Genomic DNA, 20,540 nt, shown 5'->3' on the forward strand with positions numbered 1-20,540 from the left:
GTTTCCGGGAATTGTGAGGGACAGGGTGGTTCGACAGAGGCATGGCAGGTCCCCGATCACAAACGGGGGTCGAGCATGAGGTACCCATCGATCCGTTGCACTGTGTCAGTATCCGGGTCATCCGGCAAGGAACGGCCAAGGCTTTGTTCGCGTACCTCTGCAATCCACTGGTCGTGCTGGTACTCGTGGTTGATGAGTGCAGTCAGGAGGTGACCACCAACAATACTCATCTGCTCAGCCGCAGGGACCCTTCCTGATGCAATGGCTCCCAGCCTGGCGTGGACACGTTCAGCTACCACGTCACGGAATGCTCCCAGCCTCTTGATGGTGGGAAGGGCACCCCGAAATCGTTCAGGGCAAGCGGAATCCATAAGTCCGTCCAGCTCGGGATCCGGGCTGGGCTCTGCCGCGGTGAGGTTGCGTACCATGAAATGGGCCACGTGGGCCTGATGGCCAAGATGCCAGCCGATAGCACTGGAATCCTGATGCGGTCGCCACACGACTTCATCGGGGGTTAAATCTCGCCACAGTTGATCGGTGTAGGACCGCGCCCGGTCGTATTCCCTCAAGAGGTCGGCTATCGTCTTCGTGGCCACGGTTGTCCTTCCATACGGGCTCAATAGTTTGAGCGGGCAAAGCCTGTAGTTCCCCATTGGAATCTAGGAGCGGCCGGGAAGCTGCGGAAGGGGGCTGAGATGAATGTCCCCATAACCAACGGCTATCAGGGAAATTCTGACGACGCCGGCTTGGTAAGCAGGAAGTGCTGGCCAGCTGTCACAGACGGCCAGCACTTCAAGCCATTGTTGTCAGCGGCTGCTGCTCCTGATGAGTTCTGTCTCGGCGGGCTCCTTGCCGCTACGGCGGGTGTATATACGGTAGGCGACGTAGACGATGCCGACCCAGGCTGCAGAGACGATTAGTGACGTCTGACGGCTGGGGGAGATGGCGAGGATGATCAGTACCCAGGTGATGAAGGCCAGAGCGATGTAGTTGCTGTAGGGAGCAAACGGCATCCGGTATGTGATCTCCCCGAGGCGTCCTTCCTTTGCCCGTGCCTTGCGGAAGCGCAAATGGCTGATGACGATGGATCCCCAGGCGCAGATGAGACCGAAAACGGTCACAGAGGCAAAGATTTCGAAGACCTGCTCCGGCATGAGGAAGTTCAGCGCCACGCCGGCGAACATTGTGCCGAAGACCAGCATGATTGCTTTGGAGGGGACGTTGCGGCTATTGACGGTCCCGAGGAATTTGGGTGCGTTGCCTTGCAGGGAGAGGTTGTAGAAAGTCCGGCTGTTGCTGAAGACGCTGGAGTTCACGGCAGAGAGAACCGCAGTCATGATGACCAGGTTCATGATGGAGGCTGCCGCTGGGATGCCGATGTGGGTGAAGACTTCTACGAAAGGGCTGCCTTTTCCGGTTAGGGAAGTCCAGGGAAAGATCGTGATGAGGATGCTGATGGCGCCGACGTAGAAGATCAGCAGGCGCCAGAAGGTAGCGTTGACGGCTTTAGGCATGGTCTTTTCGATGTTCTCGGTTTCGCCTGCTGCGAAGCCGAGGTTTTCGATGCCGCCGAAGGCGAAGGCGACCATGACGACGGCCATGAGTATCCCGCTGACGCCATTGGGGAGGAAGCCTCCGTGTTCGACCAGGTTGCCGAAGCCGACGGGGGTCCCGTCGTTTCCGAGGCCAAAGAAGATCATGGCCAGTCCGAAGACGATGAGTCCGATGATGGCGACGACTTTGACCAGGGAGAGACCGAATTCCGCTTCGCCGTAGATGCGTACGCCGATGATGTTGACGGTGAACATGATGGCCACAGCGGCGAGGGCGGTGACCCAGATGGGCAGGTCAGGAAACCAGAATTGGGCGAATTTGCCCAGTGCATTCAGTTCAGCTGCGCTGGTGGCGAGCAGAAAGATGAACGCGTTCCAGCCGTTGAGGAAACCGGCGAAGCGGTGGATGTAGCGGTTGGAGTAGGAAATATAGCCGCCTGAGACCGGTTCTGCGACGGACATTTCACCAAGGGCTCGCATGATGAAATAAATGGCTCCTGCTGCGAGCAGGTAGGTGATGATGATGGCAGGGCCGGCGGTTTGGATGGCGCTTGCAGAGCCGTAGAAGAGTCCGGTCCCGATGGCGCCGCCGATCGCGATCATTTGCAGGTGGCGGCTTTTGAGCCCTCTTTTGAGGTTTTCTTTTTCGTAGGTGGTTGTTTTCTTGCCTACAGTGGTGCTTGCGGCACGTGTTTCAGCCATGGCAATCCTTCTTTGCAGGAAGCCTTCTTCGTTGAAGGCGGCTTTGGAGGTGATTGTGGGGCGCCGGTGCCAGCCGGTGACCCTTGGGGGGAGCTGTGCCGTCCGTGCGGACGGAAGTCTGTGCGGGGTTGTGACGGCGGCGGTGACGGCCGCCGCCGTCCTTGTTTAGTTAAATTCGACGACGGCTTCGACTTCCACCGGTGCATTCAGCGGCAGTCCGGCGACGCCGACGGCGGAACGGGAGTGCTCGCCACGGTCGCCGAGTGCTTCGGTCAGGAGTTCGGAAGCGCCGTTGGCTACAAGGTGGTGGTCCGCGAAGCCTTCCGCGCCAGCGACGAAAACCGTGATTTTGACGAGCTTTTGAACCCTGTCCAGGTCACCGAGGGCGTCACGGAGTTGGGCCAGGACATTGATGGCGCACCAGCGCGCCGCGTCCTGCCCTTCTGCAACGTCAAGGTCTTTGCCCAGCAGGCCTGTGGCGGCAAGGGAGCCGCCCTTGAGCGGCAGCTGGCCTGAGGTGAACAGCAGATGGGCTGTTTTCACCCAAGGGACGTACTTGGCTGCGGAGGGCGTGGGGTCGGGGAGCTCGATACCTAGTTCCTGCAGGCGTTCAGTGGTGCTGACAGTCATGTGTTGCCTCTTTATGTTGGTTTGGGTGTTTCCGGCAGGGTTAAAGCAAGGCGCTGGTGAGCCGGTTGATGGCCTCGTCCACGGTCCTGCGGGGGCAGCCAAGATTCACGCGCATGTAGCCGTGGCCTTCGACACCGAACTTCTGTCCCTTGTCCAGCCAGAGGCGCGCTTCGAGGAGCATGAAGCGGTCCAGCGCTTCGGCGTCCAGGCCGAGGGCCCGGCAGTCCATCCAAGCCAGATAGAGCGAATCGGCTGGAAGGACACGTACCTTGTTGGTTGCGGCGTTGATGGTGTTGGCGAAGTGGGCGTGGTTGCCGCGGAGGTAGGTCAACAGTTCCTCAACCCATGGCTCACCGTGTGTGTAAGCGGCTTCGGCGGCGATCATGCCGAGGGTGTTGACGAGCGGGAACATGTTGCGGTCATACTGTCGCAGGAACTCTGCACGGATCCGGGCGTCCGGGATAAACACGTTCGCGCTTTGCAGGCCGGGAAGGTTGAAGGTTTTGCTGGGTGCCGTGCACGTGATGCTGTTGCGGGCGAACTCAGGTCCCAGTGATGCAAACGGAATGTGCTTCTTTTCCGGGTTGATGATCAGGTCCTGATGGATCTCATCGGAGATCACCAGCACCCCGTGCTTGGCACAGATCTCGCCCATGGTCCGCAGCTCTGCCTCAGACCAGACGTTGCCGGTGGGGTTGTGCGGGTGGCTGAGGATAAAGAGCTTGGTGTCGGGGCGTATCGCCTTTTCGAACACCTCGGCGTTGAACCGGTACCCGTCCTCAGTGCGCTCCAGCGGAGCCATCGCCAGGTGGCGGCCGTTAAGGAGGACGTCATTGTGGAAGTGGGCGTAAACCGGGGGCTGGATCAGCACTGTGTCTCCGGGCGCGGAAAACGCCTGCACCGCGACTTTGAGGCTGGTGATGATGCCGGAGGTCTGGCAAACCCAGTCGGGGTCTACGTCAAACCCGAACCGGCGGGCTTGCCATCCGGTCACAGCCTCGACGTAGCTGGTGGTGGCGCCGCCGGGATAGCCGAAAATTCCGTAGGAGACGGCCTCGTGAAGTGCGTCAAGCACAACGGCCGGAGCTTTGAAATCGGTATCCGCGACCCACATCGGCAAGGGGTCGGCCGCTGCCTCATCGGGGCGCAAAAAGGCTTGGGCCGAGGCCCATTTCATGGAGTTGGACTGCCGCCGGTCCACCACCTCGTCCAAAAGTGAATGGCCGGGACGGCTCTGGGTTTCATGTTCTGCCAGAAGCGGATGGGTATTCAAGGGCTGGTTCCTTCAGTGGTGGGGTCGAACGACACGCCAGCGTCGTCTAGCCGGAGTGGGGCTTCACTCCTCAGCTGCGAGAAGTGATCTTCCTTACATGGAATAGATTAGTTCGAATTGGCCGCAATTCGTTTGCTACTTTTTACCCCTGAACGGCTGAGCATGCTAGCTTTTTGAATATGGACTCTCTAGATCGCAAGATTCTTGCTTGCCTGCAGGAAGAGGGTCGGATCACCCTCACCGACCTGGCCGACCGCGTCAATCTCAGCCTTTCCCGGTGTCAACGCAGAGTCAGGGACTTGGAGGAACAGGGAGTGATCGAAGGCTATAAGGCCGTAGTGAACGCCCCTGCCATGGGTTTCGGCTTCGAAGTCCTTGTTTTCGCGACCCTCACCAAAGCCGGGGCCGTGGATGAGTTCGACGCTGCGTTGGCAGGAATACCCCACATCATCGAAGCCCAGCGGCTTTTCGGCGAACCCGACTACCTGATCAGGGTCGCCTGCGCGGACCTGCCCGCATACCAGCGGCTTTATGACACCACCCTGACCAAGCTCCCGGGTCTGGCCGGATTGAATTCGACCATCGTCATGAAGCAGATTGTCGCCCCAAGGCCACTCCCGTTCTCTTGACCCAGCCCGCCATCAGAGCACTGCTACCTACCTACCCAGAAAGTAACCCCATGACCGATCATTCAAGCGGCACGCTGCAATTCACCGTCACTACCCATCCAAGAGCCCGCAGCGATGACAACCTTCGGAAGATTCTTGCGGCCCCCGGCTTCGGCGACCACTTCACCGACCACATGGTCGCCATCCGTTGGACAGTCGACAAAGGCTGGCACAACCCAAACGTTGCCCCGTATGGGCCACTGCAACTGGACCCCTCTGCCGGCGTGTTCCACTACGGACAGGAAATTTTTGAGGGCTTGAAGGCCTACCGGCATGAGGATGGGTCCATCTGGACCTTCCGCCCGGAGGAGAACGCCGCCCGCTTCCAGCGCTCAGCAGGTCGTATGGTCATGCCCGAACTTCCAGTGCAGCATTTTCTTGACTCCCTCAAACAACTCATCGCCGTAGACGCCCGGTGGGTTCCCTCCGGGCCGGGTACGAGCCTCTACCTCCGGCCGTTTATGTTCGCCGAAGAGGCCTTTCTGGGCGTGCGGGCATCCCAGGCTTACGTCTATTACCTGATCGCAAGCCCTGCCGGCGCCTATTTCTCCGGCGGCGTCAAGCCCATCTCCATCTGGCTCTCTGAGACCTTTACCCGAACCGGAAAGGGCGGAACTGGTGCAGCTAAAACAGGGGGCAATTACGCCGCCGGGCTCCTGCCCCAAGCAGAAGCATATGAAAACGGGTGTGCTCAGGTCCTGTTCCTTGACTCGGTCGAAGGCAAGTATGTCGAAGAGCTCGGCGGCATGAACGTGGTCCTTGTCCGCAAGGACGGATCCCTTCTCACCCCCGGTTCGGACACTATCTTGGAGGGAATCACCCTGAAATCGGTCCTTCAACTTGCCAAGGACGCCGGGAGGGAGGTCGAACAGCGGCCCGTCACCCTTGCGGAATGGCGCGAAGGTGTAGCCTCCGGGAACATCGTTGAAATGTTCGCATGCGGCACGGCCGCGGCCATCACTCCTATCGGCGAAGTGAAGTCAGCGTCGCTCACCATCGGCGATATCACCGCCCCTCCGGGTCCAGTGACCTTGGAGCTGCGCCAGCAGATCGCCGACATCCAGTACGGGCGGGCGGAAGACCGTCACCAATGGATGTATCGTCTGGACCTCTGAACCGTGGCCTCCCCTTAACCAGGAGCGACGGCGGGGTTCCGTCCTCTCCTGGCCCGGGAACCCGCCGTCGTCATTTTCATGGCTCAGGCGACTGCTTCGTCCTTATCGTCCGTAGCGGCTGCTTCGGCCTGTTTGAAGAACTTCATGGCCATGAATCCGTGGGCATACCCGCCACCAGCGCGCAGGACGCTGGTGATCATGACCGTTTCAGCGAGCTCTGCCTCCGTAGCTCCCGCCTCCTGAGCGGCTTTCGAGTGGGCTTCTATGCAGTAGGCGCACTGGGTGGTGAGACCGACGGCTACTGCAATGAGCTCCGTGTACTTGCGGGGGATGACTTTCGTGTCACTTTCGATGGCGGCGTGATCGAAAGCCTGCAAGGCCTTGAATGCCTCCGGCGCCCCGGAACGGAGGTGGCGGGCAAACTGGTTGTCGTTGTGTTCGTGATACGTCATGTTCGATCTGTCTTTCTGTGATGTAGGCCCGGCTTGCCGGTGCTGTTTGCTTCCCTGAGTCCGATGCAAATCAGGTAAAGATGATCCCCTTGGGAGCATGGTCTGGCGGTACGGACCGGCTGATCCGACCCGCGGCCTCCACGCCGGCGCGAATTGCCCCTTCGATGTGTCCGGCGTGGGCTGTGGCCGTTTCCGTGGATGCCCAGTGCACCCGGCCGAATGCCGGTTGCTGGAAGATACCCGTCCCGTAGGTGGCACAGGAGGCATTGCCGGCAACCGTTCGCGGACAAGTGAACTCTTCTCGGCTCCAATCTAGGAGCTGGACGTCCGACGGGTGCCCGGCGTCCTTGCCGAACACCCTTTCCAGCTGGTGCACGAACATCTCTTTGAGCGATTCAAGAGGCAACTGGGCGAGAGGTGCCGTCGGGGCGAAACCGAAAATGGCAGCGGGTGTTCCGCCTGGTCCGCTATGGTCGTGGAACTCGCGGAAGGGGCCTGCGTGGCTTATCGCGGCACCCGCCAACCCGGCTGAGCGCCAAAATGGCCGCTCGTAGACGGCAACGGCTTTGACCATTTCGGCCATCCACACGGCTGTGGACGCCGCCACCGAGCGCAACTCCGGTGGCAGCTCAGGAGTAAACCGGATCCGTTCGACCGCCAGTGCGGGAGGCAGCGCTACGACCACTTGATCGGCTTTCACGGTGAGGGTGCGTGCCCGGACCCGGAGATATCCCTCGTCGAGCAACGCTACCGAGCTCACCGGTTCCGACAACCGCACCGTCCCCTGTGGAAGTCTGCCCGCGAGCCCAAGAGCGAGGGCTTGGGCGCCGTTGGTGAACCTGGCTGGCGGGGCGGCAAGAGGGTTCCCGTTCAGGCGTTGGACTCCAGCGTGAGGAGATTCGTAGAGCGCATCCCCGGCAATGGATTGGGCAAAAACGGCGGTTTCCAGCCTATGAACGAGCCCGTCGACGAATGCTTCGTTGGACCAAAACCAGGTCGCACCCAGATCGATCGCGTGGGTTCCGGCCGGAATGGACAGTAGACGTCCCCCGGTACGCGGCCGGGCTTCCAAAACCAGCACTGAGGCGCCATCGCGGATCAGGGCGTCGGCAGCTGTGAGACCTGCTATGCCTGCGCCGATCACCACTGCGTCGTAGCGCGGCTGGTGTTCACTCATTTGTTCCGTTGCCTTTCAGGACAATCCGAAAACGCGCATCGCCGGCGCTGATGCGGGCGACAGCTTCGGTGGCATGGTCAAGGGGCATCAATTCCACCAGGGGTTTGACGTCATGGAGGACAGCGAAGCGCATGGCTTCCTCGGTATCGAGGGGGCTGCCAGTCAGATGGCCGCTGATGGCTTGGCTGTTCATGACCAGCTTCGTCAAAGGCACTTCAAGGTGGCCCCCGTCGACGCCGACGACCGTGAGGGTTCCCCTGACACGCAAACCGTGAAGGAGGTCGGTGACTGCAGCCGATGATGATGCCGTGCTGAGGATCAGATCAGCACCACCCATGCGATGCAGTGTCTCGCCTGCAGGTTCGGCTGAACTGTCGATGTAGTGGTGGGCTCCGAGGGCCAGTGCCACCTCCCTGCGTTCTGAACCGCGTGAGATAGCTATTACTTCATGGCCCATTTTCGCGGCGAACTGAACGGCCAGATGTCCAAGTCCACCGATACCGAAGACAGTCACCCGGCTTCCCGGAGCAAGGCCGGCCTGGCGGATGGCGTTGAATGTTGTCACCCCTGCACATCCCATGGGGGCTGCATGGGCGAAGCCAAGGCCCTCGGGGATCCGGGCCAGGGCGTCAACAGGGACGGTCACTGTTTCCGCCCAGCCGCCGGGGTAGGAAATTCCTGGAACTTTGCGTCGCGGGCAGTGGACAACGTCGCCCTTACGGCAGAAGACGCATTGTCCGCAGCTTCCTCCAAACCAGCCCACCAGAACCCGGTCGCCCACATCCCAGCCGGTGACACCGGCGCCGATTTCGGCGATCACCCCCGCGATCTCATGACCGGGAGTGATCGGTTTGTCCGGTGTTCCTTCACGGGCTGTGGCAATGTCCGCGTAGCAGACTCCGCTGGCCGCCACGGCAATCCTGACGAAACCGGAAGCGGGGGGCTTCACGGGGAGTTGCTTGGCTTCCAGAAGCGCCTCGGGCGTACTCCCAAGCATTCTTATGGCGGTCTCCCGCATTGGTGCTCCCATCAGTTGGTGTCATTGTGCCTGCCAGTTCTCCTGACCCTATGCAGGATCAACGCCCCCTTGTAGACGGGATCTTTGAATAGTGCGATAGCCTGTGCTTATGGCTGAACGATGGGCGATCGAGAATATGCGCTACTGCCAGGCTGTGGTGGAGATGCGCTCTTTCAGTGCCGCTGCCCGCGCCTACGGCGTGACGCAGCCGGCATTGTCGAACGGCGTGGCAAGAATCGAGGAACAGTTGGGGGAAAAGCTGTTTGAGCGTTCCCCCCGCGGGGTGACTCCCACCGCCTTCGGCTTACACGTCCTGCCGCTGATCGAGCAGGCGTTGGCCGCCGTGGACAAGATAGCGGCGGAGGCCAACAAATGGAACGACCGGGGCAGTGAGAGTATCCGTGTGGGCGTCTCTCCGCTGATAAATCCGCGGCTGATAGCAGCGGCGTACAGCGCCGTATGCCGCGAACCCGGAGCCTGCTCGCGCAACCTGGTACTGAGGGAGGCGAACATGCAGCAGCTCCAGGACCAACTCGTCGCCGGTGAATTGGACATCATCCTGATACCCTCCGTGCTGCCCTTGCCGCGCTTTACCCACCGGATCGTCGACTCCGAGCCTGTGGTCGTCGTCGAAAGTAAGGGAGAGGGGGGTTCTGGGCCAATGCAAGTGGCTGAGGTTGGCATCCGGCCTTTGATCATGGTTCCCGAGGCTTGCGGTTTGACCACCTTCACCCGCGACCTGTTCAGGTCCAAGGAACTGGCACTAAACGCCTACCCCGGTGAAGCATCGAGCTATCGCGTTCTCGAACTATGGGCCGACCTTGGCCTTGGCGCGGCCTTGCTGCCGCAGTCCAAGGTGACTAACACGGACGCGGTCCATCGACCGCTGCTGGATGAGGACAGGGAAGTCGAGATCTTTTACGAGGCCGTCTGGAACCCCCAGTCGCCTCTTGCCGCTGAGCTGGAGGACCTGGCAGTACACATCAGTGGTTCCCAGACTTTTACCTCGTCGATCGGTGTCGGAGTTCAGGACTGAAGGGGCCGGCGGAGGCACCCCCCACCGGCTCCTCGGCGTCTCCCTCCGGTGGTCCTAAACGGTCTCGTAAATTCGGATCTCCGGATCTGCTTTCAGGTAGGGCTGCAGGGCTGTGACCACATCCTGGGTGAAGAGTTCTGACCCGAGGTATGACTGGGCGCATTCGACGCTGCCGAAGCCGTGCAGCACTTGAACGTCAGCGTCGCGGAGCAGCAGCTCCTTGCTTTTTGCTCCGTCGATGGTGTCCAGGAACGGCTGCTTGTACTTCTCGTATACGGCAGCAGCGGACGGTCGGTTTGCTTCCTCGATCTGCAGGGTGATCTCTAGGTAGGCCATGAAGGTCCTTTCTTCAATGAGTGGCCGCGGACGCAGGCCTCACGAGGAAATCTAAGGCCGGAACCCGAGGATCACTAGAACCCTCTTGCGCATGACCCCATAAAGAAGAGTTATAGTGGCTTGTAATCATGGGTGTCCGGCGTGGCGGGGTAGAGGGCTCCGGGCAGAGACGCGTTCAGAGGCTTAACCGAGATTTCGGCAATGTGGCGGCGCAGGACATCGGCGAACGCCGCGGCGTCCCCGGCCCGTAGGTGCGTGACCAGGGCGTGATGTTCGGCTATGATCTCGGCGCACCGTTCCAGCAACTGACTACCGGCCGCAAAGAGCACAAAACGGTGCCGGTCGGCGAGCCGTTCGTACAGTTCCAGGAGGACGCCGCTTCCACCTGCTTCGACGATGCCCCGGTGGAATTGAAGAGTCAGCGCGATGAACTGCCGGACATCGCCGTCGGCGAACGCGGCCCGCTGCAAATTTACGGATTCTTCCAACGCATCTGCCAAGCTTTGGCGCAATGGTTCAGGGGCCCTGTCGACTGCCGCGGTTTCCAGTATGTAGCGGGCATCGGCCAGTTCGGCGGCCATCCGCTCAGTGACGCCGCGGACAAGTGCCCCGCGCTTCGGGTAGACCGTGATCCACCCTTCGTCCTGAAGTCTCGCCAGAGCAACGCGCACCGGGGTGCGGCTCATGCCGAGTGCGGCGGCCAGGGGGGCTTCCCCTAACATCGTCCCGGGCGCATGGGTTCCGTCAAGAACGTGGTCCCGTATCGTCTGGTAAGCACGTTCTGCCGCGCTGGAAGCCTGCACCCATTCGGTCACGTCCGTTGTCCATCCTCCCGGTCGTCGCAGATCAAGTCTCTGCACAGCAACACTACCGGCCCGGAACCTCGCGCGGGGCACTGAGATTCGATTGGGATACATGTTGTGTTGGCCAATGCTCAAGCTCTGGTCCGGCGCAGAGTGTCCATATGAGTGACCGCGCCCGGCGGTGCATCAGTGATGGAGCGGGCAAGGGCCAGGTCATGCCTCGATGGAGGTGGTGGTCGGAACAAAAGCGGGGTGCCTTGCGGTGCCGACTGTTCCCGGTAATGGAGTGCTGATCAGGCGGGACATAATAGTGGAGGACAGTTCGGTCCCGAGAAGGGCATCCGCTTTACTCATCCCTCCGGGGCAGGTGACGTTGACTTCGATCAGGCGGCCTCCAATGACGTCGAATCCAGCCACTCTTAGGCCGTGCGAATGGAGCCAGGGTGCCATGGCGGAAACGATTCGGCGGTCATCCGGGTCTGCGTCAGCCGCGGCTACGGGTGGTCCGATGCGGAAGTCCTCTGAGGACGGTGTGCGCACCGCGGCGCCAATGATTTCCCCGTCCAGAACGAAGAGACGCTTGTTTCCTGCTTCGACGTCGTCGAGAAACTCCTGGACAATGACCTGACGGGTCCCCAGCCGTGTTGCCGACTCCGCCAAGGCCGCTAGTGCCGGATCATTGCGGACCTGCCATACGTCCATGCCGGCGAACCCATCGACCGGTTTGATGACGGCTCGCCCTACCCTGCGGACGAACCCGACAACGTCGCGGGGCTGTGCCGTGACCAGCGTTTCAGGGCACAGGTCAGGGGCCAGAAAGGCGCACAGCTTTTCATGGAAACCGCGGATGCCGGCAGGGCGGTTAGTCACCGGCACCCCCGCGGCCTCCACGAGATCAAGGAGGTAAGTTGCGTGCAGATAACGATCATTGACCGGAGGATCTATGCGAAAGAGGACGAGCCCGGTCTGGGCTGCGACGTCCAGATCCCCGCGTTGCAGCACGTCGAACCATTGCCGTTCCACAACCCACGTGTGATTCTGCGCTCTCCTGCGCGGCCTGAGCAGCAGTTCGGTTGCGCGGGCGTGGACCCTGGCGTCGACGATGGAAAGATCTTCCGGCTGGCATACCCACACTGCTGCGCCTTGTTCTTGGGCGGCGGCCATAAGACCGACGGTGGCGTCGACGTCTGGTCGCAAGGTTCCGAGGGGGTCGGTCACGAACAACACGTCCATGTGATACCTCGATTCATTAAGATGCGGCAGCTACGCTGCGGGACGAGGGACTGGCGAGTTCCGCCAAGGCCGCACCAATGGCCAGCGTTTCGTCATGGCCGTCGGCGGCTTGCTGCCAGCGTTCGGCGAGCCGGTCTCGTTCCGAGTCGAGCCGCCGGAGCGCCCCCACCCGGATGCGGCTGTCGTAGACCAGCGCAGACAGCACTTCGATGAGGCGCTGCATCCTTGGGAGCTCCTGGGCGTCCGGAAACCGCACTTCAAGGTATCTGCGCCTGGGGCGGACAGGCGGAAACAACGTCGTCAGGTGTTCGGCAGGAGTGGTGCTGTCGAGGAAGACAACCGCTGCCTGCGCGAACCCGCGGTAGGCCTCGATGGGGTCGTCGCCATGGAGCAGCCGGTCATCAAAGCCGGTTCTGCCGGGGTCCGCGGCGAGCCACGTGGCCAGACGGGAGGCAGGACCGAAGGACCGCGCGAAATGGGCTGCCAGGAACGGCCCCGCAAGCAGCAACACATGCCACTGCTGGATGCCCTCGGCACCCGGCCACCAGTCCAGGCATACTTGGGTTGAAGCTGTCCTGCGCATCATGGTCCTGCCTGCGCAACCGATTCCATCAAAGTGTTTTTGCATTGCCAGGTATCTTGGGGAAGTGAGCTGGAGCGGGATGCTCTTTTCGTCACGGATGTCAACGGGGGAGTTCAGCAGGCCAAGTCCGTCAGCGGCGAAGGCCGCCTTCAAGTCGCGCTCATTCCGCCGGATGCTGGCCATCGCTGTCGGTATTGTCCCGGGCGGCACGTTCAGCTCGACTTGCCCGCCCGGCTCGAAAGAGATCGAACACGTCAATGGCGCGCCGGTAAGGGCTTGACGCATTCTCTGCAGGGACGGCACCGCGCCCGTGCCCAGGTCATAGGTGAGGAATTCATGTTCGATGCCGGCACGGACCGTCCGATGCTGCCGTGCCGATGGGAATAATTGCGCCACGCTGTAACGGGTAATGTCCATTTCCTTCTTCTCTCCCGGGGTCGGTAGTCGTGCCCTTTGATAGGGTCCCGGGCCGCTTTCTTGTCGGCCCGGGACCGACTGTCATCGAACGGACAGCTCTTCCTTCGCACCGCCGGCTGCTGTCGGGGCAGGTTTGTCCCGGAGCGCAAGTTGCCTGGGCAGGAAGACGAGGACGAGAATGGCGGCCAGCATGACTGAAGCCGCAACGATGTACATGGCCACATCAGTTCGTCCAGTGGACTGCTTGATAACACCGATCAAGTAGGGACTGACGAATCCGCTCAGGTTGCCGACGGCGTTGATCAGGGCAATGCCCGCAGCCAGGGCCGGCCCTGCGAGGACTTTCGGTGGCAGAGTCCAGTGCAGTGGGAAGAACACATTGACGCCAATCGCTGCCAGGGTCAGGGCGACCATGGAAAGCCCGGTGGAGTGGGAGAAGATGCCGGTCAGGATGAACCCCACGCTGGAGATGACCAAGGCGATGCCGATATGCCTGCGGCGTTCGCCCGTGCGGTCGGAGTTCTTGCCCATGGCGATCATGGCAACGCAGGCGACTAAGAACGGGATCGCGGAGAGGAATCCAATCACAAGTTCACTTTGGACCCCGGACTGACCGATGAGTTGCGGAAGCCAAAAGGTCAGCCCCCACTGTCCCATCAAGGCAAAGAAGTACACGGCTGCGAGGAAGATTGTCTCCGGGCGCCGCAGCGCCTTTTTAAAGTCATGTTCATGGTTGTCGCCTCGTTCTGCTTCCAGGTTTTCGAGAATGAGTGTGCGTTCTTCTCCGCTCAGCCACCGCGCCTGCTGAGGCCCGTCCGTCAGGATGAAATACAGAAGACAGCCGCAGAGGACGGCCAAGGCGCCCTCAAGCAAGAACAGCCACTGCCAGCCGGCGAAGAGGGGGCCGTCGGCAAAGAAGGTCAGGATGATACCGGCGACGGGACCGCCGAGGACGCTGGAGAGTGGGACGGACAGTAGATACATTGAGTTGATTTGAGCGCGCTTCTTGGCCGGGAACCAGAACGTGAAGAAGAGCATGACCCCCGGCATGAAGCCTGCCTCCGCCGCGCCGATGAAGAAGCGCAGGAGGTAGAACCAGAATTCGCTCTGCACAAACATGGTCAGGGCCGACAAGATGCCCCAAACGATCATGATGAACGCCAGCCATTTCCTGGCTCCCACCTTGTTAAGGATGATGTTGCTTGGTATTTCAAAGGCGAAGTACCCAATAAAGAAGATGCCCGCACCCAGACCGTACGCCACCGGAGACAAGCTCAGGTCTTCCTGCATCTGGCTTTGGGCGAAACTGACGTTGACCCTGTCCAGGTATGCAACGACGAAACAGACCGCCAAGAAGGGGACCAGCCTCACCGTGGCTTTTCGGTATGCGGATTTTTCGAGGAGGGGGTTGGGGGAAACGCCGCCTCCGTTGCCGGCATGTGGTTTCATTAATAATCCTATCGACCTAGTGCTCTGTTGATGTTGGGGTGAGCGCGGTTGCAGTCCGCAGGCGCTCCGCCGGGCGGCTTTGGCCAAACCCGGCTTAGGTCGCCAGGGCGGAATAGTCTTTCCAGGTGCTGACGGAGTGGAAACCCGGCCCGCCGTCGCGGGGGTGGGTCTTCCATCCGAAACCGTCGTGCAAGTCCAGGCCCCGTCTGATCCACTCGCTCACTGGGTCTTCTTCTTCCAAGAGGGTGAAGTCACTTCCAAGGCGTGCCCATTGAAAAGCAGCCAAGACGATGTAATCCGCATGTCCGGGCAGTTCTCCTGCAAGCCAAGGCTGTTTCGCCAGGGTCAAACGCACCGGATGAATCGCCTTACGGAAGGAATGGGCCAGAGACTCCCGGCCGGACTGTGCCTCTTCTAGGGTCGTCCCGAGCATCTGCTCGCGTGTGCGGCGGAAATAGGCCTGGTCAAACGGTGCCATGCGTTCAAAGATGTCTGCCGCGATGAGGCGAAGCACGGTTGGGTGGATGACTTTTTCAGTGAATCGTTCGATGAATCGTGTGGCACCCTGTCCGACCCTGCAGCCCAGCAGGGGTGGACGCTCCGGGAACCGGTCATCGAGGTATTCAGCGATCGTCCAGCTGTCTTCAACGAATTCCTCCCCGTGTTGGATCACCGGAACGGTACGCTGCGCACCGCCAAGTTCGCCGATTTCCGGGAACGCGATTTGTGTGGACGTGAACTGCAATCCCTTATGCGCCAGGTCGAAGCGGGTACGCCAGCTGAAGGGGCTGAAGCGCGTTCCGTCCGCCGCGGCCAGTTCGTAGAGAACAATGTCCTCAGTCACCATGACCCCTAACCCTGTTTGGCTTGACCTGCGAGGGCAAGAACCCGCTGGGACGCGCGCAGTACGGGCTTTTGCAGCATCAGACCGTCCAGCACCGCAAGTCCGCTGGTGCCGCTTTCCTCAAAGGCTGCCACGGCACGCTCGGCCCGCAGGATTTCCTCGTCGCTGGGCGTGAAGTATTCGTGGACAACCGGGATCTGCGAGGGGTGTATGCACGCCTTTCCGGTGAAACCGAGCTCGGCAGCGTGCTGCGCTGCGGAGCGGAGTCCATCCCCGTCGTCAAGACGGATGTGAGGGACATCCATAACATCCAGTTCGTAGGTCGCTGCAGCATGTGCAACCTTCGAACGGGCGTAAAGCATTGCCTGAGGGGTTCGTTTGCAACGAAGGTCCGCCGAAAGGTCAACTTCGCCGAACAACAGGCAGGCCATTCGGTCACTCGCTCCGGCGATCTCCAAGACATCTTCAAGGCCTTGGTTGGTTTCAAGAGTGACGTAGAACTTCACGTGGGAAGCCTTGCCCTGGAAAAGCTCTTCGAGCAATCTGATCTCTGCCGCGGACCGGACCTTTGTCAGCATGACCGCGTCGGGAACTTTCTCCGCCTCGGTCAATGCCAGCACATCACGCAGACCATGCACAGTATCGAGCGCGTTGATCCGCACGACCGTTTCGCTGGACGAGTCCGGAGCGGTGGCCAAAAGCTGCATGACAAGATCACGGGCTTCGTCCTTATGCCCGACTGCCACCGCGTCCTCGAGGTCGATGCAGACCACATCCGCCTCCGAGGAGAGCGCTTTCAGCGCCCGGTCGGGCCGTAAGCCAGGGGCAAACAACATACTGCGACGCGGAACAGGAATTTCACGTACGGTCATTGGTTTTTCTCCTCATGTATCGGTAGTCGGCGGCACGCGGGCGTGTGAATCAGGTATCAACAAAGGTTCATGACCTTTGTGTATTCGAAGTGGTGCCACGGCTGCAGGTGATATCGAAGAAGCTAGATGTGTTCCTCGACACATCAAAGGCCGACACCTAAAATCCCTCTATGCGGAACAGAAGCGACCAAATACCGGCAAACCTTCTCCAGACGGTTCAGAATGCGGCGCAGATACTAAAGATGCTCGAGCACGAGCCAAGCATTGGTGCTGGGTCTATCAGCCAGCGGCTGGGCCTGGGAAGGTCCACGGTCCATAGACTGCTGACCACCTTGGAACACGAAGGGCTTCTGCAGAAAGACCCGGCCGAACGCAGCTACCGGGCGGGCAGAGTTCTCATCAGTATTGGTCTGGTGACCGTAGGCGATTTGGATGTGCGGAGAAAAGCACACTCCTTCATGGAAGAACTACAGTCATGGACCGGAGAAACCGTGCACCTCCACGTACTGGAGGGGAGAAACACCCGCATCGTCGACGCCGTCGACGGCATCCACACCGTGCGCGTGGCGCCGCAACGCGGGGCCTTACTGCCCGCGCACGCAACGGCCGGCGGGAAGGCCTTGCTGGCAGCCCTTCCCGCACGCGAACTGCATTCACTCTTTCCGGCAGGGCTGCCTCGGATCACCGCCACCACAACCACCACGTGGGACGAATTCGAAGCCGAAATCGACGCCATCCGTCGACGCGGCTACGCAACCAACCGAGGAGAAAGTGAAGCCAGCGTCTGCGCGATTGCCGTGCCTGTCCGGGATAGGACCCGGCGCCTTGCCGCCTCGCTTGCACTCGCCGTCCCCTGCGAAAGAATGACTCAAGAGTGGACCAAAATGAGCCTTAACCAGTTACGGGAGCAAGCAGACCGCATCGGTCAAACGCTCATTTGATAAGACCGGAGGCCCGGCGCTCCCGCGCATGTCAGGCAGAGGCCGCCTTGGCGTCCGGGGCAATGCTCAGGATGGCTGCCGCAACCGAGTCTGGTCGTCCAAGTAACCGGCAGGTTCACGGCAGCGCGTCCATCTGACGGGGACATCCTCATCATGGAACACGGTCGCCGAATCCACGCCTAACCAATAACGTCCATGGTCAGCTAGAACCGGATACCAGACGCACCGTACGGCTACAGCAATCGCACACATCCTATGCCGTTCTTTCCTAGGTGCTGCGGCACTCCGGAAACAGTGGCCCATCGAAATCCTGGTAGCATCCGCCGCCGCGGCCCTTGCAGGCTGGCCGATAGCTCATGCCCGCTTTGCTGGTTGAAATACAGGATTTGAGGCCAATTCTGATGCCCGGATCACATCTAGGATACATGTTGTATTCTAGATGTCGGACTTTCAGGCCGTCGTTCCGACCACTAGTCGATAACGTGCTGTGAGTCCGAGGAGACGTAGTCACCGGCAGGCCGAAGCGCTGGCAAGGCCTTAGAACTAAAGGAAATCATGGCTGACCTCTATCCCGACTCAGGCACCGCCGAACCTCTAGAAGCACCACCTGTAGGTTCACGTAACGAGATACAACGACGCACCATGCGTGTGCTGATCTCCATGCAAGTAATTGGAACTGTGGGGGTTGGAATCGCCCCATCCATCGGCATTTTGCTGGCTGGGGAGGTGACGGCAAATGAGGCTTGGGCCGGGCTTGCCCGGACGGCAAGCACCTTGGGGGCTGCTCTACTGGGATTCCCACTGGGAAATCTGGCCGCCCGATTCGGGCGCCGGTTTGCACTTTCTTGGGGATGGTGGATCGCAGCGGCAGGAAGTGCCCTCCTTGTCGTCGCGGCCCAGCTGAATCAAGTTATTCCGCTGTTTATCGGCCTTCTCTTGATCGGGGCGGGCTTTGCAGTTAGCCTGCAGGCGAGGTTCGCCGCCACGGACTTGGCGGATGTCCGCCATAAAGGCAGGTCATTGGCCCTGATCGTGTGGGTCGGAACCGTGGGCTCGGTGCTGGGACCCAACCTCGGCATCCCGGGCCAGCTCATCAGCGACCGGACCGGTCTGACCGTTTACGCCAGCGCATTCCTGATTGCAGCCATCTGCCTGGCTCTGGCAGGAGTAATTGTTTTTGTATGGTTGCGGCCGGACCCTTTGATGATCTTGCAGGGAGGACAGACCGCAGGGAGCCGACCGGTACCCAAGCAAGGACGCATCCGTTTGATCCTCGCCGAACTGCGGACTAACCGAGCCGCCCGCTACGCCGTTATCGCCATCCTTAGCGGCCAAATCGTCATGGTAGCAATAATGACGATGACACCGGTTCACATGGCCCACCAAGGCGGGTCTATCACGTTGGTCGGAATCACCATCAGCCTGCATATCTTGGGCATGTACGCCTTCTCGCCAGTTGTCGGTCTTCTCGCTGACCGAGTCGGTCATCGATCGGTGATCGGCATGGGAGTCGGAATCTTCTTGGTCTCTCTGGTGATTGGGGCCACCAAACCTGACGAGATCGGATGGATCATTCTTTCTCTGATTTTGCTCGGCCTCGGATGGTCGTTTGTCAACGTTGCTGCATCCGCCCTGTTTAGTCTCGTGGTGTCACCAGAAACCCGGGCGTCATCCCAAGGTGGGGTAGATGCACTGTCAAATCTCTGCGGGGCGGCCGCAGCGTTCGCCGCCGGACCCGTACTGGCTGCAAGTAACTTTTCCATCCTCGTGACCATGGCAATAGTTGTCCTGCTGCCCCTAGGGCTTCTGACCGCACGAACGGTGGCACCACAGGGCGAAGTCAAGGCGTGATAGCCCGACATTAAGCTCTCCAGAGTGCAGCGCCGGTCCTGCCGTGGTTTGATCCAGGAAAGCCCGGTAGAGATTGCCCTCTGAGAGTGTCCATCGCAGGCAGACTCTCTGCCGTCAGTGCCACGACGAGACTATTCACTTGCGCTTCAACTCATACTGATGCTCTTCCATAGCGTTGATACCGGTTGTCTTGAGTCGATGCATCGGAGGGCTGACGCCTCAGCCCCAGATGCCGCTGTGCGCGCCCTCGGGAGGGATCTCAGCGATCCGTGCCAGGGCCCCAGCGGTCAGACTCGCCTCGGCAGCGGCCGTGTTCTCAGTCAACTGGCCGGCACTACGCGAGCCGGGGGTGGGGACGATGCAGCCCTTCGACGTCAGTAGTCAAGCAAGGGACAGTTGAGACAGCGTGATGCCCATACTCTCAGCGAGCTTTGTCAATGCGGCAGCGATGGCTACGTTGCCGTCGAAGTTCTCGGGTTTCCACCGGGTCAGTTGGCGGCGGAAACCTGTTTCATCCAGCTCTCCCAAGGAGGGCACTGCGCCGCTGAGGAACCCTCGCGCCAGCGAGATATCGGATGGACTGCGTACACTCACCGAATGAGCTGGACCTGCACGAAAGAGTCCGCGTTCTTGGTTTGCTAAGGGGTGACCAAATGTTCGGCAGTGCTGGTGCTAAGGAAACTTCGAACTGAGCTGGGCAGCGGCCGACGTGAACCGGTCACCTCCACCCGCGTCTCGAGGACTGGGCGTTCGGAGTCGAAAGCGAGCCATAGTTTGAGAAGTCCCGGATCGACAACGAAGTCGCCGTCAGCAGCTGTGTAGCCCAGTTGAGTGGCCTCCAAGGTGAAGCCGATCCTGAGGCAATCACCGGCTTCAAGCTCGATACGTCGGAAACCCGCAAGCTGCTGTGCCGGGCGGGTCACGCCACTTCTTTTTCTTCAGCCTCGCGGACGCCCTCGTCTACAGCTGTGGGCGGAAGGGCAGTTTTGGTGGCCGTGTCTATCGGGCTTACCCGGTCGTCAGGCGCAGTACTCATTTCTCCTCCTTGAGAATGTTTCGCTTCATGTGGGTCCTGCCTTTGCTGCAGCTCATGGAAGGTGACCCGGAGAGTGGCTAAGGGTGCGGCCTGTATATGGCCGCACCCTCAACCTCCAGCGCTTCTAGGGCGGCGGTTACTGCCCGCACGCCGGGAAACCGCCTAGGCAGCAGCGGTGGTTGCTGCCGATTCCTGCTCGTAGAACTTCATGGCCATGAAACCGTGAGCGAAGGCACCCCCGGCGCGAAGTGCGGAAGCGATCATCACCGTCTCGGCCAGTTCCTTCTGTGATGCTCCAGCCTTGAATGCGGCCTTCGTGTGGATTTCGATGCAGTAGGCGCACTGCGTGGTCAGCGCGACTGCTACGGCCATGAGTTCGGCATTCTTGACGGAAATTTCGTTGTCCTCACTGCGAAGCGCAGCGTTATCCAACGCATTGAAGGCATTGAACGCCTCCGGGGCGTTCTGGCGCAGGTGACGGGCGTACTTGATGTCGGTGTGTTCGTGGTAGGTCATGTACATCTCCATGATCGGGTTATAGCCACGCATCG

Annotated in this window: 22 protein-coding genes; 5 read left to right on the forward strand and 17 right to left on the reverse strand. The window is 60.5% G+C overall.

Annotated elements, in window-relative coordinates; translation table 11 throughout:
* Positions 1-56 precede the first annotated feature (56 nt).
* From ACUYMZ_RS00055 to ACUYMZ_RS00070, 4 genes are all read right to left on the reverse strand, one after another.
* Positions 57-653: a DinB family protein gene (locus ACUYMZ_RS00055; protein ID WP_481601630.1), complete on the reverse strand. Its 597-nt coding sequence runs from the start codon at positions 651-653 to the stop codon at positions 57-59.
* Between the two features lie 153 nt (positions 654-806).
* Entirely contained in the window at positions 807-2,255 is a 1,449-nt protein-coding gene (locus tag ACUYMZ_RS00060; protein ID WP_481601631.1) for an amino acid permease, read from the reverse strand.
* Positions 2,256-2,420: 165 nt separating this feature from the next.
* Positions 2,421-2,885, reverse strand: a complete 465-nt coding sequence (locus ACUYMZ_RS00065) for a RidA family protein (RefSeq protein ID WP_481601632.1) — start codon at positions 2,883-2,885, stop codon at positions 2,421-2,423.
* Between the two features lie 40 nt (positions 2,886-2,925).
* Positions 2,926-4,158, reverse strand: a complete 1,233-nt coding sequence (locus ACUYMZ_RS00070) for a MalY/PatB family protein (RefSeq protein WP_481601633.1) — start codon at positions 4,156-4,158, stop codon at positions 2,926-2,928.
* A 179-nt stretch (positions 4,159-4,337) separates the two neighbouring features.
* Here ACUYMZ_RS00070 and ACUYMZ_RS00075 point away from each other — a divergent pair, with 179 nt between their 5' ends.
* Together ACUYMZ_RS00075 and ACUYMZ_RS00080 are read left to right on the forward strand one after the other, a co-directional pair.
* Positions 4,338-4,787 (forward strand): Lrp/AsnC family transcriptional regulator, encoded by a 450-nt coding sequence (locus tag ACUYMZ_RS00075; RefSeq protein WP_481601634.1) that lies wholly within the window; start codon positions 4,338-4,340, stop codon positions 4,785-4,787.
* Between the two features lie 50 nt (positions 4,788-4,837).
* Positions 4,838-5,941 carry a branched-chain amino acid aminotransferase gene (locus tag ACUYMZ_RS00080; protein ID WP_481601635.1) on the forward strand — a complete coding sequence of 368 codons (1,104 nt, stop codon included), beginning with the start codon at positions 4,838-4,840 and terminating at the stop codon, positions 5,939-5,941.
* 83 nt (positions 5,942-6,024) lie between these two features.
* On the opposite strand, the gene ACUYMZ_RS00085 is transcribed toward ACUYMZ_RS00080, so the two are convergent.
* From ACUYMZ_RS00085 to ACUYMZ_RS00095, 3 genes are all read right to left on the reverse strand, one after another.
* Positions 6,025-6,393: a carboxymuconolactone decarboxylase family protein gene (locus ACUYMZ_RS00085; protein ID WP_481601636.1), complete on the reverse strand. Its 369-nt coding sequence runs from the start codon at positions 6,391-6,393 to the stop codon at positions 6,025-6,027.
* Between the two features lie 70 nt (positions 6,394-6,463).
* Positions 6,464-7,570: a flavin monoamine oxidase family protein gene (locus ACUYMZ_RS00090; protein ID WP_481601637.1), complete on the reverse strand. Its 1,107-nt coding sequence runs from the start codon at positions 7,568-7,570 to the stop codon at positions 6,464-6,466.
* Entirely contained in the window at positions 7,563-8,519 is a 957-nt protein-coding gene (locus ACUYMZ_RS00095) for an alcohol dehydrogenase catalytic domain-containing protein (protein WP_481601638.1), read from the reverse strand. The genes ACUYMZ_RS00090 and ACUYMZ_RS00095 overlap by 8 nt, the downstream gene beginning before the upstream one ends.
* A 178-nt stretch (positions 8,520-8,697) precedes the next feature.
* Between ACUYMZ_RS00095 and ACUYMZ_RS00100 the strand changes: the two genes are divergently transcribed.
* The gene (locus ACUYMZ_RS00100; RefSeq protein ID WP_481601639.1) at positions 8,698-9,624 is read left to right on the forward strand and encodes a LysR family transcriptional regulator; all 927 of its coding nucleotides are present in this window, start codon (positions 8,698-8,700) and stop codon (positions 9,622-9,624) included.
* A gap of 54 nt (positions 9,625-9,678) precedes the next feature.
* Here the strand turns inward: ACUYMZ_RS00100 and ACUYMZ_RS00105 are convergent, their stop codons facing one another.
* The 7 genes from ACUYMZ_RS00105 to ACUYMZ_RS00135 form a co-directional block, all read right to left on the reverse strand.
* Entirely contained in the window at positions 9,679-9,960 is a 282-nt protein-coding gene (locus ACUYMZ_RS00105) for a hypothetical protein (protein WP_481601640.1), read from the reverse strand.
* 110 nt (positions 9,961-10,070) lie between these two features.
* Complete coding sequence (locus ACUYMZ_RS00110) at positions 10,071-10,775, reverse strand: GntR family transcriptional regulator (RefSeq protein WP_481601641.1); 705 nt, start codon at positions 10,773-10,775, stop codon at positions 10,071-10,073.
* Positions 10,776-10,976: 201 nt separating this feature from the next.
* On the reverse strand, positions 10,977-11,996 hold the full coding sequence (locus ACUYMZ_RS00115; RefSeq protein ID WP_481601642.1) for an ATP-grasp domain-containing protein: 1,020 nt from the start codon (positions 11,994-11,996) through the stop codon (positions 10,977-10,979).
* 16 nt (positions 11,997-12,012) lie between these two features.
* Positions 12,013-12,996 carry a glutamate-cysteine ligase family protein gene (locus ACUYMZ_RS00120; RefSeq protein WP_481601643.1) on the reverse strand — a complete coding sequence of 328 codons (984 nt, stop codon included), beginning with the start codon at positions 12,994-12,996 and terminating at the stop codon, positions 12,013-12,015.
* Between the two features lie 81 nt (positions 12,997-13,077).
* The gene (locus ACUYMZ_RS00125) at positions 13,078-14,445 is read right to left on the reverse strand and encodes an MFS transporter (RefSeq protein ID WP_481601644.1); all 1,368 of its coding nucleotides are present in this window, start codon (positions 14,443-14,445) and stop codon (positions 13,078-13,080) included.
* 94 nt (positions 14,446-14,539) lie between these two features.
* Complete coding sequence (locus tag ACUYMZ_RS00130) at positions 14,540-15,292, reverse strand: glutathione S-transferase N-terminal domain-containing protein (protein ID WP_481601645.1); 753 nt, start codon at positions 15,290-15,292, stop codon at positions 14,540-14,542.
* Between the two features lie 5 nt (positions 15,293-15,297).
* The gene (locus tag ACUYMZ_RS00135; RefSeq protein ID WP_481601646.1) at positions 15,298-16,161 is read right to left on the reverse strand and encodes an HpcH/HpaI aldolase/citrate lyase family protein; all 864 of its coding nucleotides are present in this window, start codon (positions 16,159-16,161) and stop codon (positions 15,298-15,300) included.
* 170 nt (positions 16,162-16,331) lie between these two features.
* Between ACUYMZ_RS00135 and ACUYMZ_RS00140 the strand changes: the two genes are divergently transcribed.
* Entirely contained in the window at positions 16,332-17,102 is a 771-nt protein-coding gene (locus tag ACUYMZ_RS00140; RefSeq protein WP_481601647.1) for an IclR family transcriptional regulator, read from the forward strand.
* Positions 17,103-17,657: 555 nt separating this feature from the next.
* The gene (locus tag ACUYMZ_RS00145) at positions 17,658-18,953 is read left to right on the forward strand and encodes an MFS transporter (protein ID WP_481601648.1); all 1,296 of its coding nucleotides are present in this window, start codon (positions 17,658-17,660) and stop codon (positions 18,951-18,953) included.
* A gap of 381 nt (positions 18,954-19,334) precedes the next feature.
* Here ACUYMZ_RS00145 and ACUYMZ_RS00150 read toward each other — a convergent pair whose 3' ends face one another.
* The 3 genes from ACUYMZ_RS00150 to ACUYMZ_RS00160 all read right to left on the reverse strand — a co-directional run bounded on the left by ACUYMZ_RS00150 (position 19,335) and on the right by ACUYMZ_RS00160 (position 20,505).
* Positions 19,335-19,547 (reverse strand): hypothetical protein, encoded by a 213-nt coding sequence (locus tag ACUYMZ_RS00150; protein ID WP_481601649.1) that lies wholly within the window; start codon positions 19,545-19,547, stop codon positions 19,335-19,337.
* A 44-nt stretch (positions 19,548-19,591) separates the two neighbouring features.
* Positions 19,592-19,876, reverse strand: a complete 285-nt coding sequence (locus ACUYMZ_RS00155; RefSeq protein ID WP_481601650.1) for a fibronectin type III-like domain-contianing protein — start codon at positions 19,874-19,876, stop codon at positions 19,592-19,594.
* Between the two features lie 275 nt (positions 19,877-20,151).
* Positions 20,152-20,505 (reverse strand): carboxymuconolactone decarboxylase family protein, encoded by a 354-nt coding sequence (locus tag ACUYMZ_RS00160; protein WP_481601651.1) that lies wholly within the window; start codon positions 20,503-20,505, stop codon positions 20,152-20,154.
* Positions 20,506-20,540 lie beyond the last annotated feature (35 nt).

It is taken from the genome of Arthrobacter sp. T572 (assembly GCF_056780115.1).

Coding starts and splice junctions, on each gene's coding strand:
- ACUYMZ_RS00055 (WP_481601630.1), bottom strand. CDS start 653: ATGGGGAACTACAGGCTTTGCCCGCTCAAACTATTGAGCCCGTATGGA.
- ACUYMZ_RS00060 (WP_481601631.1), bottom strand. CDS start 2,255: ATGGCTGAAACACGTGCCGCAAGCACCACTGTAGGCAAGAAAACAACC.
- ACUYMZ_RS00065 (WP_481601632.1), bottom strand. CDS start 2,885: ATGACTGTCAGCACCACTGAACGCCTGCAGGAACTAGGTATCGAGCTC.
- ACUYMZ_RS00075 (WP_481601634.1), top strand. CDS start 4,338: ATGGACTCTCTAGATCGCAAGATTCTTGCTTGCCTGCAGGAAGAGGGT.
- ACUYMZ_RS00080 (WP_481601635.1), top strand. CDS start 4,838: ATGACCGATCATTCAAGCGGCACGCTGCAATTCACCGTCACTACCCAT.
- ACUYMZ_RS00085 (WP_481601636.1), bottom strand. CDS start 6,393: ATGACGTATCACGAACACAACGACAACCAGTTTGCCCGCCACCTCCGT.
- ACUYMZ_RS00090 (WP_481601637.1), bottom strand. CDS start 7,570: ATGAGTGAACACCAGCCGCGCTACGACGCAGTGGTGATCGGCGCAGGC.
- ACUYMZ_RS00100 (WP_481601639.1), top strand. CDS start 8,698: ATGGCTGAACGATGGGCGATCGAGAATATGCGCTACTGCCAGGCTGTG.
- ACUYMZ_RS00105 (WP_481601640.1), bottom strand. CDS start 9,960: ATGGCCTACCTAGAGATCACCCTGCAGATCGAGGAAGCAAACCGACCG.
- ACUYMZ_RS00115 (WP_481601642.1), bottom strand. CDS start 11,996: ATGGACGTGTTGTTCGTGACCGACCCCCTCGGAACCTTGCGACCAGAC.
- ACUYMZ_RS00120 (WP_481601643.1), bottom strand. CDS start 12,996: ATGGACATTACCCGTTACAGCGTGGCGCAATTATTCCCATCGGCACGG.
- ACUYMZ_RS00125 (WP_481601644.1), bottom strand. CDS start 14,445: ATGAAACCACATGCCGGCAACGGAGGCGGCGTTTCCCCCAACCCCCTC.
- ACUYMZ_RS00130 (WP_481601645.1), bottom strand. CDS start 15,292: ATGGTGACTGAGGACATTGTTCTCTACGAACTGGCCGCGGCGGACGGA.
- ACUYMZ_RS00135 (WP_481601646.1), bottom strand. CDS start 16,161: ATGACCGTACGTGAAATTCCTGTTCCGCGTCGCAGTATGTTGTTTGCC.
- ACUYMZ_RS00140 (WP_481601647.1), top strand. CDS start 16,332: ATGCGGAACAGAAGCGACCAAATACCGGCAAACCTTCTCCAGACGGTT.
- ACUYMZ_RS00145 (WP_481601648.1), top strand. CDS start 17,658: ATGGCTGACCTCTATCCCGACTCAGGCACCGCCGAACCTCTAGAAGCA.
- ACUYMZ_RS00160 (WP_481601651.1), bottom strand. CDS start 20,505: ATGACCTACCACGAACACACCGACATCAAGTACGCCCGTCACCTGCGC.